This is a genomic window from Streptomyces sp. CA-249302, from assembly GCF_050936785.1.
Lineage (GTDB): Bacteria > Actinomycetota > Actinomycetes > Streptomycetales > Streptomycetaceae > Streptomyces.
Genome location: NZ_JBNJMG010000001.1, coordinates 5,440,285 through 5,456,188 on the forward strand (window position 1 = coordinate 5,440,285; position 15,904 = coordinate 5,456,188).

At 68.2% G+C, this 15,904-nt stretch carries 14 protein-coding genes; 6 read left to right on the forward strand and 8 right to left on the reverse strand.

Annotated elements, in window-relative coordinates:
* Positions 1 to 268 precede the first annotated feature (268 nt).
* The 8 genes from ACQEWB_RS24480 to rpmH form a co-directional block, all read right to left on the reverse strand.
* The gene (locus tag ACQEWB_RS24480; RefSeq protein ID WP_432834428.1) at positions 269 to 1,360 is read right to left on the reverse strand and encodes a ParB/RepB/Spo0J family partition protein; all 1,092 of its coding nucleotides are present in this window, start codon (positions 1,358 to 1,360) and stop codon (positions 269 to 271) included.
* Positions 1,357 to 2,430 (reverse strand): AAA family ATPase, encoded by a 1,074-nt coding sequence (locus tag ACQEWB_RS24485; protein WP_432843983.1) that lies wholly within the window; start codon positions 2,428 to 2,430, stop codon positions 1,357 to 1,359. Before ACQEWB_RS24485 ends, ACQEWB_RS24480 begins: the two co-directional genes overlap by 4 nt.
* A gap of 265 nt (positions 2,431 to 2,695) precedes the next feature.
* Complete coding sequence (gene rsmG / locus ACQEWB_RS24490; RefSeq protein ID WP_432834430.1) at positions 2,696 to 3,412, reverse strand: 16S rRNA (guanine(527)-N(7))-methyltransferase RsmG; 717 nt, start codon at positions 3,410 to 3,412, stop codon at positions 2,696 to 2,698.
* 117 nt (positions 3,413 to 3,529) lie between these two features.
* A complete protein-coding gene (locus ACQEWB_RS24495) occupies positions 3,530 to 4,042 on the reverse strand; it encodes a protein jag (RefSeq protein ID WP_432834432.1) in 513 nt (170 codons plus the stop codon).
* Positions 4,043 to 4,057: 15 nt separating this feature from the next.
* Entirely contained in the window at positions 4,058 to 5,329 is a 1,272-nt protein-coding gene (yidC, locus tag ACQEWB_RS24500; protein ID WP_432834434.1) for a membrane protein insertase YidC, read from the reverse strand.
* Positions 5,330 to 5,332: 3 nt separating this feature from the next.
* On the reverse strand, positions 5,333 to 5,710 hold the full coding sequence (yidD, locus tag ACQEWB_RS24505; RefSeq protein WP_432834436.1) for a membrane protein insertion efficiency factor YidD: 378 nt from the start codon (positions 5,708 to 5,710) through the stop codon (positions 5,333 to 5,335).
* Positions 5,707 to 6,078 (reverse strand): ribonuclease P protein component, encoded by a 372-nt coding sequence (gene rnpA, locus ACQEWB_RS24510; protein ID WP_242768410.1) that lies wholly within the window; start codon positions 6,076 to 6,078, stop codon positions 5,707 to 5,709. Before rnpA ends, yidD begins: the two co-directional genes overlap by 4 nt.
* A 21-nt stretch (positions 6,079 to 6,099) precedes the next feature.
* The gene (gene rpmH / locus ACQEWB_RS24515) at positions 6,100 to 6,237 is read right to left on the reverse strand and encodes a 50S ribosomal protein L34 (protein ID WP_015659252.1); all 138 of its coding nucleotides are present in this window, start codon (positions 6,235 to 6,237) and stop codon (positions 6,100 to 6,102) included.
* 384 nt (positions 6,238 to 6,621) lie between these two features.
* Between rpmH and dnaA the strand changes: the two genes are divergently transcribed.
* The 6 genes from dnaA to gyrB all read left to right on the forward strand — a co-directional run bounded on the left by dnaA (position 6,622) and on the right by gyrB (position 15,885).
* A complete protein-coding gene (gene dnaA / locus ACQEWB_RS24520; RefSeq protein WP_432834439.1) occupies positions 6,622 to 8,643 on the forward strand; it encodes a chromosomal replication initiator protein DnaA in 2,022 nt (673 codons plus the stop codon).
* A gap of 869 nt (positions 8,644 to 9,512) precedes the next feature.
* Positions 9,513 to 10,643, forward strand: coding sequence for a DNA polymerase III subunit beta (dnaN, locus tag ACQEWB_RS24525; protein WP_432834441.1), 1,131 nt, complete (start codon positions 9,513 to 9,515; stop codon positions 10,641 to 10,643).
* A gap of 190 nt (positions 10,644 to 10,833) precedes the next feature.
* A complete protein-coding gene (gene gnd / locus ACQEWB_RS24530; protein ID WP_432834443.1) occupies positions 10,834 to 11,709 on the forward strand; it encodes a phosphogluconate dehydrogenase (NAD(+)-dependent, decarboxylating) in 876 nt (291 codons plus the stop codon).
* Between the two features lie 74 nt (positions 11,710 to 11,783).
* Positions 11,784 to 12,905 (forward strand): DNA replication/repair protein RecF, encoded by a 1,122-nt coding sequence (gene recF / locus ACQEWB_RS24535; RefSeq protein WP_432834445.1) that lies wholly within the window; start codon positions 11,784 to 11,786, stop codon positions 12,903 to 12,905.
* A complete protein-coding gene (locus ACQEWB_RS24540) occupies positions 12,902 to 13,426 on the forward strand; it encodes a DUF721 domain-containing protein (RefSeq protein WP_432834447.1) in 525 nt (174 codons plus the stop codon). The genes recF and ACQEWB_RS24540 overlap by 4 nt, the downstream gene beginning before the upstream one ends.
* A 374-nt stretch (positions 13,427 to 13,800) precedes the next feature.
* Positions 13,801 to 15,885, forward strand: a complete 2,085-nt coding sequence (gyrB, locus tag ACQEWB_RS24545) for a DNA topoisomerase (ATP-hydrolyzing) subunit B (protein ID WP_432834449.1) — start codon at positions 13,801 to 13,803, stop codon at positions 15,883 to 15,885.
* The last annotated feature ends 19 nt before the right edge of the window (positions 15,886 to 15,904 follow it).

The window sequence follows — 15,904 nt, forward strand, 5'->3', positions numbered from 1 at the left end:
GCCGCGTCGCGGGCGGCCGTCAGAGCGTTCCGTTCCTTCAGCAGGCTGCCGACGAAGCCGCCGACCGCGCCCAGCCCCAGGCCCGCGCTCACCAGTCCGGTGCGGCTCATCGTTCGCATGGCCCCTGTCTCCCTCTCAGAGGTACTGCCGGGTGGATGCGCCATACCCGAACGCATCGTATCCACCAAGCGATTGCATCGATACCGCCTGAAAGCAAAGAGCGGGCCGTGTTCCGGTACACACCGGACACGGCCCGCTCACAGACTCGCTATGCCTCGTCGTCCTCGGAGTCGCCCTCCAGAAGGCTCTTCTGCAGGACCGGTCCCTCGCCGGGAGCCAGGCTGCCGAGGATCCGCTCCAGGTCTTCCATGGAGGCGAACTCGACGGTGATCTTGCCCTTCTTCTGGCCGAGGTCGACCTTCACCCGCGTCTCGAAGCGGTCCGAGAGACGGGTCGCGAGGTCGCTCAGTGCCGGCGAGACCCTGGTGCCGGCCCGCGGGCCCTTGGAGCGCTGCGCCGTCTGGGGACGCGAACCCATGAGGGTCACGATCTCCTCGACGGCCCGCACCGACAGGCCCTCGGCCACGATGCGATGGGCGAGCCGGTCCTGTTCCTCCGAGTCGTCCACGGAGAGCAGCGCCCGCGCGTGACCGGCGGAGAGGACTCCGGCGGCGACCCGGCGCTGGACCGCCGGCGAAAGCTTCAGCAGACGCAGGGTGTTGGAGACCTGCGGGCGGGACCGGCCGATGCGGTCGGCCAGCTGGTCGTGCGTGCAGTTGAAGTCCTTCAGGAGCTGGTCGTAGGCGGCTGCCTCTTCCAGCGGGTTCAGCTGCGCGCGGTGCAGGTTCTCCAGCAGGGCGTCCAGGAGAAGCTTCTCGTCGTCCGTGGCCCGCACGATCGCCGGGATCGCCTCCAGGCCGGCCTCACGGCAGGCCCGCCAGCGCCGCTCGCCCATGATGAGCTCGTAGCGGGCGGGACCCAACTGCCGTACGACGACCGGCTGGAGGAGGCCGACCTCCTTGATGGAGGTGACCAGTTCCTGAAGCGCGTCCTCGTCGAAGACCTCGCGCGGCTGGCGGGGGTTCGGCGTGATGGAGTCGAGGGGGAGCTCCGCGAAGTGGGCGCCCATGGGGGGCGCGGGGGTGTCCGCGACACCGTTCGGCGAGGGCTCCTCGGTTTCATGTGAAACCGGCGGCAGCGTTGTCACCTTCGCCGCGGCGATACCGCGCTCGCTGGGCAGTGTCGGGACAGCCGTGGGGGACGTCCCCACGGCGGCCGGAGCCACCGTCGGCTCGGTCGGGGCAGCAGGGATCAGTGCGCCGAGACCACGGCCCAGGCCAATCCTCCGTCGGTCGCTCACTGGAGACCCTCCACCATGCTCGCGTTGTTCTGGGCGCCGATATGGGCCTGCGTCGGGTCGTAGCTGACACCGACACCCTTCAGCGCGATTTCTCGTGCCGCCTCAAGATAGGACAGGGCACCGCTCGATCCCGGATCGTAGGTGAGAACCGTCTGTCCATAGCTCGGCGCCTCGGAGATACGGACCGAGCGGGGAATGCTCGTCCGCAGCACCTCGTCGCCGAAGTGGGTGCGCACCTCGTCCGCGACCTGGGACGCGAGCCGCGTCCGGCCGTCGTACATGGTGAGCAGGATCGTCGATACATGCAGGTTGGGGTTGAGGTGACCCCGCACCAGATCGACGTTGCGCAGCAGCTGCCCCAGGCCCTCCAGCGCGTAGTACTCGCACTGGATCGGGATGAGAACCTCGGCACCGGCGACGAGGGCATTGACCGTCAGCAGTCCGAGAGAGGGCGGGCAGTCGATGAGGATGTAGTCCAGCGGGTGCTCGTACGCCTGGATGGCCCGCTGCAGTCGGCTCTCACGTGCCACCAGGGACACCAGCTCGATCTCCGCACCGGCGAGATCGATCGTGGCGGGTGCGCAGAAGAGTCCCTCGACATCCGGGACCGGCTGAACGACTTCGGCCAGCGGCCTGCTGTCGATCAAAACGTCGTAGATCGATGGGACTTCGGCGTGGTGATCGATGCCCAGGGCTGTGGACGCGTTGCCCTGCGGGTCGAGGTCGACCACGAGGACGCGGCCACCGTGGACAGCCAGCGAAGCGGCGAGGTTGACCGTCGTCGTCGTTTTACCCACGCCACCCTTCTGGTTGGCGACCACGATGACACGGGTCTGCTCGGGCCGTGGCAGGCCCTCGCCGGCTCGGCTCAGAGCCTCCACCGCCAGTTGGGCGGCACGACCGATCGGAGTGTCGTCCATCGGGGGCGGTGTTTCACGTGAAACATCCTCCCCCAACGACTCGGTACGGGGACCGGGGACCGGATCGGTCATCGGTCCCGCGATGTTGGCGTCGGACCGCAAGGATTCACTCTCCTCGACTTCAGGCTCGCAATGAACAGAGCCTCCCATGCCTTCGGGGTCGTGAACCAGTGAGGCCTGGTGTTCTGTGGAGAAATCCACCTCTGTGGACAACTCGGTTCCCTCATCGAGTGATCCAAGAGGCTTGCGGTCGCGGGTTTCGGCCGCGGCGCGGCCGCGGCCGATGATGCCGTGGAGCAGTGAGCGACGTTTCACGTGAAACACGATGCACAGCGACGGCGGCCGAACTGTCGCGACACTCCGGCATGCGTAGGTTTGGCAGCTTGTGTGGAGTACGTCTCGTCGTCAGGACGGATCAGCGACGCCGACGCGTACGCCCGGTGCGCGCCGCCTTGGCGCGCTTGGCCGCGAACCGCACACCGCCCGGGCTCTCCCCGACTTCCACCCGCACGACTGTGGACCGGGGATCCACCACTCCCTCACCCACATGCAGGATGGACGTCTCCACCGCGCCGAGCTTGCTCAGGGCCGTGGCGGACGCCTTCAGCTCCTCCTCGGCGGTGTCCCCCTTGAGGGCCAGCATCTCCCCGTACGGACGCAGCAGCGGGATGCCCCAGGCGGCCAGCCGGTCCAGCGGAGCGACGGCCCGGGCGGTCACGACGTGCACCGGCGGCAGCTTCCCCATGACCTCCTCGGCCCGGCCACGCATCACCGTCACATGGTCCAGGCCCAGCAGTTCCACGACCTCGGTGAGGAAGTTCGTGCGGCGGAGCAGGGGCTCCAGGAGCGTGATCTTCAGGTCTTCACGGACGAGCGCCAGGGGAATGCCCGGTAGCCCGGCTCCCGAGCCGACGTCGCAGACCGTCACGCCCTCGGGCACGACCTCCGAAAGCACCGCGCAGTTCAGGATGTGCCGCTCCCACAGACGGGGCACTTCGCGTGGGCCGATCAGACCACGCTGCACACCAGCCTCGGCAAGCAGCTCCGCATAGCGAACCGCGTCCGCGAAGCGATCGCCGAACACCTCGCGCGCCTGCTCGGGCGCAGGGGGGAGCTCCGCTGCCTCCGTCACGGGGACCGTCCTTCCGTACCGCATCGGCGCACCGAACGCCGACCACCAGAACTATCAGGCTGACAAAGACCGGCCCCGTCTGCGCTACAGACGGGGCCGGAGGAACGTATGAACCGATCAGGCGGGAAGCACGACGACGAAGCGCTGCGGCTCCTCGCCCTCGGACTCGCTGCGCAGACCCGCGGCCTTGACCGCGTCGTGCACGACCTTGCGCTCGAACGGCGTCATCGGCTTCATCTTCACGGGCTCGCCGGTGTTCTTGACGTCGGCGGCGGCCTTCGCACCCAGCTCGGAGAGCTCGGCGCGCTTCTTGGCACGGTAGCCCGCGATGTCCAGCATCAGCCGGCTGCGGTCCCCGGTCTCCCGGTGCACGGCCAGGCGCGTGAGCTCCTGGAGCGCCTCCAGCACCTCACCGTCGCGGCCGACCAGCTTCTGCAGGTCTCGGCCTCCCGAGTCGCTGATGATCGAGACAGCGGCGCGGTCGGCCTCGACGTCCATGTCGATGTCGCCGTCGAGATCGGCGATGTCCAGCAGACCCTCGAGGTAGTCCGCCGCGATCTCGCCCTCCTGCTCCAGGCGGGAAAGGGTGTCTGCACCCTCGGCGGCGGCGGAGGTGGTGCCTTCCGTCACGGGATGGGCTCCTTCTTACTTCTTGGACGGGGACTTGGGGCGCTGCGGGCCCTTGCGCTGCCCGGACTGGGCCTTGCTGCGAGTGCCGGTGCCCGGCTGCTGAGCGGGCTTGCTGGCGGAGGCAGGCTTGGCGTCCTCGGGCTCGTCGGACTTGCTCAGCGAGGTGGGCTCACCGGCCGGCTTGGCGGTGCCGGTCTGACGCTGGGACTTCGTCTGACGCTTGGGCTGCTGGCGCTTGGGGGCGGCGGGCGTGCCGGTCGTCGGCGTGCCGTCCTCGGTCTGCGTGGCCACGGCACCGTCGCCCTTCACCACGCTGCCGTCGGTCTGGGCCGCGAGGCCCGCCTTGTTCAGACCGTTGATGAACTTGCGCTCGAACTCGTTGCGGTCCCGGCCCTTGGCGACGATCGCCTTGATGATGGTGCGCTCGCTGCGCTTACGGGCCTTGCCGTGGTTCGTGACGTGCTTGGTCAGGCGCTCCAGGTAGGCGGCCTGGGCCTTGGAACCCGGGGTCGGGTTGTTGTGGATCACGTACATCTGCTGGCCCATGGTCCACACGTTGGTGGTCAGCCAGTAGACGAGGACACCGACCGGGAAGTTGATGCCGAAGACGGCGAACATGACCGGGAAGACGTACATCAGCATCTTCTGCTGCTGCATGAACGGCGTCTTCACCGTGGTGTCGACGTTCTTCGTCATCAGCTGGCGCTGCGTGTAGAACTGCGACGCCGACATCAGGACGATCATGATCGCGGTGACCACACGGACGTCGGTCAGGGAAGCGCCGAGCGCCTCCACCTTCGACGAGCTGTCGGTGAACTTCGCGGCCAGCGGCGCGCCGAAGATGTGCGCCTTACGGGCACTGGCGAGCAGCGAGTCGTTGATGACACCGATCGTGGAGCCCGTCGCGATGCCGTTGAGCACGTGGTACAGGGCGAAGAAGAACGGCGACTGCGCCAGGATGGGAAGGCACGAGGAGAGCGGGTTGGTACCCGTCTCCTTGTACAGCTTCATCATCTCTTCGGACTGACGCTGTTTGTCGTTCTTGTAGCGCTCCTGGATCTTCTTCATCTCGGGCTGGAGCGTCTGCATCGCCCGGGTCGACTTGATCTGCTTCACGAAGAGCGGGATCAAGCAGATTCGGATCAGGATCACCAGGGACACGATGGACAGGCCCCAGGCCCAGCCCGTGTCGGGACCGAAGATCTTCCCGTACATCGAGTGGAACTGGACGATGACCCACGAGACGGGTGTCGTGATGAAGCTGAAGAGGCTGGCAATCGTGTCCACTAATCATGCTCCTTGGGCATGGGACGAGGTCTCTGCGGCCGGGCTCGAAGGAGGATTCTCTTCGGTGCTCGAAACAGGATTCTCTTCGGGGGCCGGTTCGGCGGCGGCGGACCCGCCCTTGCGTGCACGCCACGCGTCACGCAGCATTTCGTGCCACCGCGGGCGCTTGCGCGGCGGGACATGGTCCACACCGCCCAGCGACCACGGATTGCACCGCAGGATGCGCCAGGCGGTGAGCGCCGTGCCCTTGATCGCGCCGTGCCGGTCGATGGCCGTATAGCCGTAGTGGGAACACGACGGGTAGTACTTGCACACCGGCCCGAGCAGCGGACTGATCGTCCACTGGTACAGCTTGATCAGCGCCAGCAGCGGGTACTTCATCGCGCGCCCCCTCCCAGCAGCCGCTCGATGGCGGCATCCAGGTCTTGGGCCAGTTGTCCATGGTCGGCGTCGCCCGCTCCGGGCAGCGCTCGTACGACTACCAGGCTACCGGGGGGCAACAGGGCCACCCGGTCCCGCATCAGATGACGCAGTCTGCGCTTCACCTTGTTGCGTACGACCGCTCCGCCCACGGCTTTGCTCACGACGAAACCCGCACGCGTCGGGGGAGCGCTCTCCCCAGGCGCGTGCGGGTCCGTGGCACCGCTACGAAGATGGACGACGAGGGACGGGCGACCTGCCCGGCGCCCTCGTCGTACTGCGGTCGCGAAGTCCTCGCGCCGCCTCAGCCGGTTCTCGGTGGGCAGCACGACGGCATGACCTGACCGGAATCAGGCGGACAGGCTCGCGCGGCCCTTGGCACGACGGTTCGCGAGAATCGCGCGGCCGGCACGGGTACGCATCCGCAGGCGGAAGCCGTGGGTCTTCGCGCGACGACGGTTGTTCGGCTGGAAGGTGCGCTTGCTCACTCGGGGGCTCCAGAAATCAAATCGTTGGTTGCGGGTGCCGTCCTGGCTGTCACCGTGCGCCCACGAGTAGCTCTCGTTACGCCCGAGTGCACCGCTTCCCGATCACCTGACGCGATCTGTGCCCATCGGAGGCAGGCGGCAGCAGCCATCGACAACTCGACCTGGTCACGGTACGCGGGGCTACGCCATCCGGTCAAACCAGCGGTCACTGAGAGACACTATCCACAGGCTGGGGACAACAACTTGAACCGCACCCGTCGCCCTGACTACCGTGGCTGAACTCCGATTCGTTTCCCTTGAACCCTTGTTCATGGCTCCACCCCAGTCGAATCCCGACCCGTCCCACCATCACACGTTCGTGGGACCCGTGAGAGAGCGTGCCCTGTGGCTGACGTACCTGCCGATCTTGCCGCAGTGTGGCCACGAGTACTGGAGCAACTTCTCGGCGAGGGCCGCGGACAAGGCGTGGAGACGAAGGACGAGCACTGGATCCGGCGCTGCCAGCCGCTCGCGCTGGTCGCCGACACCGCCCTGCTCGCCGTACCGAACGAGTTTGCGAAGGGCGTGCTCGAAGGCCGCCTCGCCCCCATCGTCAGCGAGACGCTGAGCCGCGAGTGCGGCCGCCCGATCCGCATCGCGATCACCGTGGACGACTCCGCCGGCGAGCCCCCCGCACCCCCGGCCCCACCGTCCCGCCCCCAGTCGCGCTACGAGGAGCCCGAGCTCCCCTCCGGCCAGTACGACGGGCAGAGCCAGTACGAGAACCAGCGCCAGGACCAGTACGAGAACCAGCGGCAGGGGTCGTACGAGAACCAGGGCCCGTACGAGGGTTACGGCCGCCACCGCGCCGACGACCAGCGCCCCGGCCGCGGCGAGCAGCTCCCCGGCGGCCCCGGCGACCAGTTGCCGCCCCCGCGCACGGACCAGCTCCCGACCGCCCGGCCCGCGTACCAGCGCCCCGAGCCCGGCGCCTGGCCGCGCCCGTCCCAGGACGAGTACAGCTGGCAGCAGCAGCGCCTCGGCTTCCCCGAGCGCGACCCCTACGCCTCGCCCTCCCAGGACTCCTACGGCCCGCCGCAGGACTCGTACCAGCCCCCGGTCCAGGACTCGTACTCGCCGCCGTCCCAGGACTACCGCCCGCAGTCGATGGAGCGCCCGCCCTACGACGGCCCGCGCCGCGACTACGAGCAGTCTCGGTCGGACTACGACCAGGGGCGCTCCGACTACGAGCAGCGCGACGCCCGCCGGGAGTCGCACGAGCCCGGCTCGGGGCATGTGCACCGCGGCGGACCCGTCGGCTCCAACCTGCCCACCGGCGGCGCCCCCGGCCCACTGGCGGCCAAGCCCGCGCCGGCCTCCGGTCCCGGTGAGCCCACCGCGCGCCTGAACCCGAAGTACCTCTTCGACACCTTCGTCATCGGCGCCTCCAACCGCTTCGCGCACGCGGCCGCGGTCGCCGTCGCCGAGGCGCCCGCGAAGGCGTACAACCCGCTCTTCATCTACGGGGAGTCCGGGCTCGGCAAGACACACCTGCTGCACGCGATCGGGCACTACGCGCGCAGCCTGTACCCGGGCACGCGCGTGCGATATGTGAGCTCGGAGGAGTTCACCAACGAGTTCATCAACTCCATCCGCGACGGCAAGGGCGACAGCTTCCGCAAGCGGTACCGCGAGATGGACATCCTTCTCGTCGACGACATCCAGTTCCTCGCGGACAAGGAGTCGACGCAGGAGGAGTTCTTCCACACCTTCAACACGCTCCACAACGCGAACAAGCAGATCGTGCTCTCCAGCGACCGGCCGCCCAAGCAGCTGGTCACGCTGGAGGACCGGCTGCGGAACCGTTTCGAGTGGGGTCTGATCACCGACGTCCAGCCGCCCGAGCTGGAGACGCGTATCGCGATCCTCCGTAAGAAGGCGGTGCAGGAGCAGCTCAACGCCCCGCCGGAGGTCCTGGAGTTCATCGCCTCGCGGATCTCGCGCAACATCCGCGAGCTGGAGGGCGCGCTGATCCGGGTGACGGCCTTCGCCTCGCTCAACCGCCAGCCGGTGGACCTGGGCCTGACGGAGATCGTCCTCAAGGATCTGATCCCCGGCGGCGAGGACTCGGCCCCCGAGATCACGTCGACGGCCATCATGAGCGCGACCGCCGACTACTTCGGCCTGACCGTCGAGGACCTCTGCGGCACCTCCCGCGGCCGCGCCCTCGTCACCGCCCGCCAGATCGCCATGTACCTGTGCCGCGAGCTCACGGACCTCTCGCTGCCGAAGATCGGCGCGCTGTTCGGCGGCCGCGACCACACGACCGTCATGCACGCGGACCGCAAGATCCGCAATCTGATGGCCGAGCGGCGCTCCATCTACAACCAGGTGACCGAGCTGACGAACCGCATCAAGAACGGCTGACAGCAGCAAAGTTACGACGGTTTCGGCACCGAAGGGCGCCCTGGGGACGAGATCCCGAGGGCGCCCTTCGTCATGCGGCCGTAGCCGGCTGTTCGATTAGCCGCCGGGTTACGGCCTCTCTCCACAGATTCGGGGACTTTCTGCCGTCCACATCCTGGGGACTGCGAAGTTGTCCAGATCGCGATCCACAGGCCGCCTGTTGATGGGCCATCAGAGCAGGTCAGGTGCCTGTGGATTCGTGGACGAACGATCTCCACAGACTGTGGACAGAGCGAAGATCCACAGGCTGTGCATCAAGTTGTCCACCGGCAACCCACAGGCGAGGCCCGGTTGTCCCCAGCGATCAAGAGCTTCTCCACATCCCTGTCCACTGTTCGGCAACGCGACGCGCCTGATCACCGCCCCGAGTGAAAGGCGTCACACGAAGGTGCCGGGTTGGGCTGTGGGAAAGACGGGTAAAGCTGGGGACGGTCCTGGGGAGAAGTCGCCTCAGGCTGTGCACGGGGTGTGCAGAACTTTCCGTTCTCCACAGAACCCCTGAGTTGTCCACCGGTGTCGCCCACAGGGTCCGTGGACAAAATCTCCAGCCTGACCTGCGCAAACGGGGTTATCCACGGTTTCCACAGCCCCTACTACTAAGACCAACTAGAGAGAGCTGGGAATCCGTTTCGAAGGGGGTCCTGTGCACAACTCGCCGTCCGGCTCCCGGCTGCCCCTCGTCACGACTTGACCCCGAGAGGCACCTACTGTCAGTGCCGTGCGTCAGACTGTTCCCCGGTGTCCTTCCCATCACAGGGGCCGACGACACCGAGACAGACGACGAAGCCAGGCAGGCCGAGAAGCGCCGGCAACAGCAGGAGGCGGCAACAGTGAAGATCCGGGTGGAACGCGACGTACTCGCGGAGGCAGTGGCCTGGGCGGCGCGCAGCCTCCCGGCCCGTCCGCCGGCGCCTGTCCTCGCCGGCCTTCTGCTGAAGGCCGAGGACGGGGCTCTCAGCCTCTCCAGCTTCGACTACGAGGTCTCCGCTCGGGTGAGCGTCGAGGCGGAGGTCGAGGAGGAGGGCACGGTCCTCGTCTCGGGCCGGCTGCTCGCCGACATCTGCCGTGCCCTGCCCAACCGCCCGGTGGAGATTTCCACAGACGGTGTACGGGCGACCGTGGTCTGCGGCTCCTCGCGGTTCACACTCCACACCCTGCCTGTGGAGGAGTACCCGGCGCTGCCGCAGATGCCGACCGCCACGGGCACCGTCCCCGGTGAGGTCTTCGCCTCCGCCGCCTCCCAGGTGGCCATCGCGGCCGGCCGTGACGACACGCTGCCCGTGCTGACCGGTGTGCGCATCGAGATCGAGGGCGACACCGTCACGCTGGCCTCCACCGACCGCTACCGCTTCGCGGTCCGTGAGTTCCTGTGGAAGCCGGAGAACCCGGAGACGTCCGCGGTGGCCCTGGTGCCCGCCAAGACGCTCCTGGACACCGCCAAGGCGCTCACGAGCGGCGACAGCGTCACCCTGGCGCTCTCCGGCTCGGGTGCGGGCGAGGGTCTGATCGGTTTCGAGGGTGCGGGGCGGCGTACGACGACCCGCCTGCTGGAGGGCGACCTCCCGAAGTACCGCTCGCTGTTCCCGACGGAGTTCAACTCCGTGGCCGTGATCGAGACCGCCCCCTTCGTGGAGGCCGTCAAGCGTGTGGCCCTGGTCGCCGAGCGGAACACCCCGGTGCGGCTGAGCTTCGAGCAGGGCGTGCTGATCCTGGAGGCCGGTTCCAGCGACGACGCACAGGCTGTGGAGCGGGTCGACGCCAATCTGGAGGGCGACGACGTGTCGATCGCCTTCAACCCGACCTTCCTGCTGGACGGCCTGAGCGCCATCGACTCCCCCGTCGCCCAGCTCTCCTTCACGACGTCCACCAAGCCCGCGCTGCTCAGCGGCAAGCCGGCGCTGGACGCCGAGGCGGACGAGGCCTACAAGTACCTGATCATGCCGGTGCGCCTGAGCGGCTGAGCGAGCGGAAGTTGTCCACAGGCCGTGGAGGAAACTCCCCGGCCCTGGGGACATCCGCCGGGGAAAGCCGCAGGTGGGGGTGTGCGTTTGAGCGCGTATGCCCACAGGTGTGCGCGAGCGTCCGGGTTTAGGCTCGGACATGGGTGCGAACAGTGCCCCACTCGCCACACAGCAACCTAAGGAACCACTGATGGAGCTCGGTCTCGTCGGCCTCGGCAAGATGGGCGGCAACATGCGCGAGCGGATCCGCCGCGCAGGCCACACCGTGATCGGATACGACCGCAACCCGGACCTCGCCGACGTCCACAGCCTGGAAGAGCTTGTGGGCAAGCTCGGCGGACCGCGCGTGATCTGGGTGATGGTCCCGGCCGGTGCCGCCACCCAGTCGACGATCGACGAGCTGGCCGAGCTCCTGGAGGCGGGCGACGTCGTCGTGGACGGCGGCAACTCCCGCTGGACGGACGACGAGCGGCACGCCGAGGAGCTGGCGGCCAAGGGCATCGGCTTCGTCGACTGCGGTGTCTCCGGCGGAGTCTGGGGCCTGGAGAACGGCTACGCGCTGATGTACGGCGGCGACGCGGAGAACGTCGCCAAGGTGCGGCCGGTCTTCGACGCCCTCAAGCCCAAGGGCGACCTCGGCGCGGTGCACGCGGGCAAGGTCGGCGCCGGCCACTTCGCGAAGATGGTCCACAACGGCATCGAGTACGCGATGATGCAGGCGTACGCCGAGGGCTGGGAGCTCCTGGAGAAGGTCGACTCCGTGACCGACGTCCGGGAGGTGTTCCGCTCCTGGCAGGAGGGGACCGTGATCCGCTCCTGGCTCCTTGACCTCGCGGTGAACGCCCTCGACGAGGACGAACACCTGGACAGGCTGAAGGGTTTCGCACAGGACTCCGGCGAGGGACGCTGGACCGTGGAAGCCGCCATAGACAACGCCGTGCCGCTCCCGGCGATCACGGCCTCCCTCTTCGCGCGGTTCGCGTCGCGCCAGGAGGACTCTCCGCAGATGAAGATGATCGCGGCGCTGCGCAACCAGTTCGGCGGCCACGCGGTCGAGACGAAGTAGGCCACAGGGCTGAGGCAGTAATCCACAGGGCTGTTGAGAACGGCCCACGACTTGGGGGAGGTCGGCGACCGACCATGCACGTCACGCATCTGTCGCTGGCCGACTTCCGCTCGTACGCCCGGGTCGAGGTCCCGCTCGACCCGGGCGTCACCGCCTTCGTCGGCCCCAACGGCCAGGGCAAGACGAACCTGGTCGAGGCCGTCGGCTATCTCGCCACCCTCGGCAGCCATCGCGTTGCCTCGGACACCCCCCTGGTCCGCATGGGCGCCGACCGCGCGATCATCCGGGCGCAGGTCAAGCAGGGCGAGCGGCAGCAGCTGGTCGAGCTGGAGCTGAACCCCGGCAAGTCCAACCGCGCCCGCATCAACAGGTCCTCGCAGGTCAGACCCCGTGACGTGCTGGGCATCGTACGCACCGTGCTGTTCGCGCCCGAGGACCTCGCCCTGGTCAAGGGCGACCCCGGTGAGCGGCGGCGGTTCCTCGACGAGCTGATCACCGCGCGCTCCCCGCGGATGGCCGGCGTGCGTTCCGACTACGAGCGCGTCCTCAAGCAGCGCAACACCCTGCTGAAGTCGGCCGCGCTCGCGCGCAGGCACGGCGGCCGCTCGATGGACCTGTCCACACTCGACGTATGGGATCAGCATCTGGCGCGCGCGGGTGCCGAGTTGCTCGCCCAGCGGCTCGACCTGATCGCCGCGATCCAGCCCCTTGCGGACAAGGCGTACGAGCAACTCGCGCCCGGCGGTGGGCCGATCGCGCTCGACTACAAGCCGTCGGCGCCCGGGGAGGCGCACACGCGTGAGGATCTGTACGAGCAGCTGATGGCGGCGCTCGCGGAGGCCCGCAAGCAGGAGATCGAGCGGGGTGTGACCCTTGTGGGCCCGCATCGGGACGATCTGCTGCTCAAACTCGGTCAGTTGCCCGCCAAGGGGTACGCCTCGCACGGGGAGTCCTGGTCGTACGCGCTGGCGTTGCGGCTGGCCTCCTACGACCTGCTGCGGGCCGAGGGCAACGAGCCGGTGCTGGTGCTGGACGACGTCTTCGCCGAGCTGGACACGCGCCGGCGGGAGCGGCTGGCCGAGCTGGTCGCGCCCGGCGAGCAGGTGCTGGTGACGGCCGCGGTCGACGACGACGTACCGCATGTACTGGCGGGGACGCGGTACTCCGTGTCCGGCGGGACGGTGGAGCGGGTATGAGCGAGCAGCCGAAGGACACCCCCGAGCCCTCCGGAGTCGACCTCGCGCGCGTGGCGCTCAGGGCGGCGAAGGAAGCGGCACGCGCGCGTGGGGACGCGGCGCAGCAGAAGAAGCAGGCGCGGCGCGGGGGTCTGCGCTCCGGCGCGGGCGCGGACGGGCGCGACCCCATGGCCTTCGGTGCGGCGATCAACCGGCTGATCACCGAGCGGGGCTGGGAGACGCCGGCGGCGGTCGGCGGGGTGATGGGGCGCTGGCCGCAGATCGTCGGCGAGGACGTGGCCAAGCACTGCGAGCCGGAGAAGTACGACGAGGACGAGCGGGTGCTCGTGGTGCGCTGCGACTCCACGGCCTGGGCGACGAATCTGCGGCTGCTGGCGCCCACGCTGGTGGCGCGGCTCAACGAGGATCTCGGACACGGCGCGGTACGGATGATCAAGGTGAACGGTCCCGCCGGTCCCGCCCGCCGCTACGGTCCCCTGCGCGCCCCGGGCTCCACCGGACCCGGCGATACGTACGGGTGACAGACCTCACATCTGCAGGCCGTCGGCGGTCTTGGACAACCGCCGGCGGCCTTCGTGTCGTACGACTGCACGCGGTTGCGAATCGCGACCTGACTCCCAAGTAGCCAAGGGTTGACAGCCCGAAGCGCTGAGTGCCTCCGTGAGCCTCTTGGAGCCCCGCTCCGCATATGGGGAGTCGGGAGAGACCGGTTGAGGGCGCCACATGCGGACTCAGGTACCGGCAAACCCCCATCACTGTCGGCGCTACCGGTAGACTGGAAGCCAATCCCGCCCCACTCGTGGGGACCGCCCGGGACAAGCTGAGCAACGCTGATCAAGGCTTACCAACGCAACATGCCGCAGCCGCTCCGGCAACCCGCCGTGAAGCCCGGCTCGTGCTGTGCCAGAAAGGGCGCTTCGTGGCCGATTCCGGCAACCCCAACGAGAACATCCCGTCCACCGACGCCGGCGAGAGCGACGCGGTGACCTCGTCGAACGGCGAGGTCACCGCCTCGTACGACGCCAGCGCCATCACCGTCCTCGAAGGCCTGGACGCGGTCCGCAAGCGCCCCGGTATGTACATCGGCTCGACCGGTGAGCGCGGCCTTCACCACCTCGTGTACGAGGTCGTCGACAACTCGGTCGACGAAGCGCTGGCCGGCCACGCGGACACCATCGACGTGACGATCCTGGCCGACGGCGGCGTGCGCGTCGTCGACAACGGCCGTGGCATCCCGGTCGGCATCGTCCCGTCCGAGGGCAAGCCGGCCCTCGAGGTCGTGCTGACCGTGCTGCACGCGGGCGGCAAGTTCGGCGGTGGCGGCTACGCGGTCTCCGGCGGTCTGCACGGCGTGGGCGTCTCCGTCGTCAACGCGCTGTCGTCGAAGGTCGCCGTCGAGGTGAGGACCGACGGCCACCGCTGGACGCAGGACTACAAGATGGGCGTCCCCACGGCGCCGCTCGTGCAGCACGAGGCCACCGAGGAGACCGGTACGTCGGTCACCTTCTGGGCCGACGCCGACATCTTCGAGACCACGGAGTACTCCTTCGAGACGCTGTCGCGGCGTTTCCAGGAGATGGCGTTCCTCAACAAGGGTTTGACGATCAAACTCACCGACGAGCGCGAGTCCGCGATGGCGGTCGCGGGGGCGGACGAGGCCGGCGCCGACGAGAAGGCCGAGGTCAAGACCGTCACGTACCACTACGAGGGCGGCATCGTCGACTTCGTGAAGTACCTCAACTCCCGCAAGGGAGACGTGGTGCACCCGACCGTCATCGACCTGGAGGGCGAGGACAAGGACAAGAGCCTGTCCCTCGAGGTCGCGATGCAGTGGAACAGCGGCTACAGCGAGGGCGTCTACTCGTTCGCCAACATCATCCACACGCACGAGGGCGGTACGCACGAGGAGGGCTTCCGGGCGGCGCTCACCTCGCTGATCAACAAGTACGCGCGCGACAAGAAGCTGCTGCGTGAGAAGGACGACAACCTCACGGGTGACGACATCCGCGAGGGTCTGACGGCGATCATCTCGGTGAAGCTGAGCGAGCCGCAGTTCGAGGGCCAGACCAAGACCAAGCTGGGCAACACGGAGGCCAAGACCTTCGTGCAGAAGGCGGTCTACGAGCACCTGAACGACTGGCTGGACCGCAACCCGAACGAGGCCGCGGACATCGTCCGCAAGGGCATCCAGGCGGCCACCGCGCGCGTGGCGGCCCGCAAGGCGCGGGACCTCACCAGGCGCAAGGGCCTCCTCGAGAGCGCCTCGCTGCCGGGCAAGCTCTCCGACTGCCAGTCGAACGACCCCACCAAGTGCGAGATCTTCATCGTCGAGGGTGACTCCGCCGGCGGCTCGGCCAAGTCCGGCCGCAACCCGCAGTACCAGGCGATCCTCCCGATCCGAGGCAAGATCCTCAACGTCGAGAAGGCGCGGATCGACAAGATCCTGCAGAACCAGGAGATCCAGGCGCTGATCTCCGCCTTCGGCACGGGCGTGCACGAGGACTTCGACATCGAGAAGCTCCGCTATCACAAGATCATCCTGATGGCGGACGCCGACGTCGACGGCCAGCACATCAACACCCTGCTGCTGACCTTCCTGTTCCGCTTCATGCGGCCGCTGGTCGAGGCCGGGCACGTGTTCCTGTCGCGTCCCCCGCTCTACAAGATCAAGTGGGGCCGGGACGACGTGGAGTACGCGTACTCGGACCGCGAGCGCGACGCGCTGCTCGAGATGGGCCGGCAGCGGGGCAAGCGGGTGCGCGAGGACTCGATCCAGCGCTTCAAGGGTCTCGGTGAGATGAACGCCGAGGAGCTGCGCGTGACCACCATGGACGTCGAGCACCGCGTCCTCGGCCAGGTCACCCTCGACGACGCCGCGCAGGCCGACGACCTGTTCTCGGTTCTCATGGGCGAGGACGTCGAGGCCCGGCGCCAGTTCATCCAGCGCAACGCCAAGGACGTCCGCTTCCTCGACATCTGAGTCGGTCTCAGCTGACCGC